We start from the raw sequence: 1,059 nt of genomic DNA, 5'->3' as shown, positions 1-1,059 counted from the left end.
CAGAACCGCTGCGAGCCTCCACCAGAGTTTCCTCTGGCTTCACCCTATACAGGCATAGTTCACCTTCTTTCGGGTCCGGCCCCGTATGCTCTTACTCAAATCCATCCGAGAACATCAGGATCGGTCGGTGATGCGCCGAAGCTCTCACCTGCGTTCACTTTCATTACGCGTAGGGGTTTTACACCCGAACACTCGCATACGAAGACGACTCCTTGGTCCGTGTTTCAAGACGGGTCGCTGATGACCATTACGCCAGCATCCTTGCGGAGCGCGTACCTCAGTCCGGCGCAGGGTATTACACAACGGGCTATAACACTCCCCGAGGGGAGCCACATTCCCGAAGCCTTTATCCCCCGCGCCAAACTGATGCTGGCCTGTGCCCGGCAAAGTGCACCAGCGAGAACGCTGGATGATTCACCGGGCCCAAGTCTGGTCATAGGCGCTTCCCTTTCAACAATTTCACGTACTTTTTAACCCTCTTTTCAAAGTGCTTTTCATCTTTCGATCACTCTACTTGTGCGCTATCGGTCTCTGGCCGGTATTTAGCTTTAGAAGACATATACCTCCCATTTTGAGCAGCATTCCCAAACTACTCGACTCGTCGAAGGAGCTTTACATAGGCTTGGCATCCGACCAGACGGGGCTCTCACCCTCTGTGGCGTCCCGTTCCAGGGAACTCGGAAGGCGCCTCGCCAAAAGCATCCTCTACAAATTACAACTCGGGCCCTGGGGACCAGATTTCAAATTTGAGCTGTTGCCGCTTCACTCGCCGTTACTGGGGCAATCCCTGTTGGTTTCTTTTCCTCCGCTTATTGATATGCTTAAGTTCAGCGGGTATTCCTACCTGATTCGAGGTCAACATTCGGAAGGTGGGGTGTTTAACGGCGTGGCCGCGCCCGGGTCCCGGTGCGAGTGGATATTACTACGCAGAGGTCGCCGCGGACGGGCCGCCACTCCATTTCGGGGCCGGCGGTGTTAGCGCCGGGTCCCCAACGCCGGGCTCTCCCAAAAAGAGGGGAGCTCGAGGGTTGAAATGACGCTCGAACAGGCATGCCCGCC

General features: G+C 55.9%; 1 rRNA gene. It reads right to left on the bottom strand.

What is annotated here, in order from left to right:
* Positions 1-883: ribosomal RNA gene (locus AB0C34_RS31585) — 23S ribosomal RNA — on the bottom strand; the annotation flags it as partial.
* Positions 884-1,059: the final 176 nt, after the last annotated feature.

It is taken from the genome of Nocardia sp. NPDC049220 (assembly GCF_040647855.1).
In the GTDB taxonomy this organism is placed as follows: Bacteria; Actinomycetota; Actinomycetes; order Mycobacteriales; family Mycobacteriaceae; genus Nocardia.
Note: the sequence above shows the minus strand (reverse complement) of the source record. Positions and strands in the feature narration are given on the sequence as shown.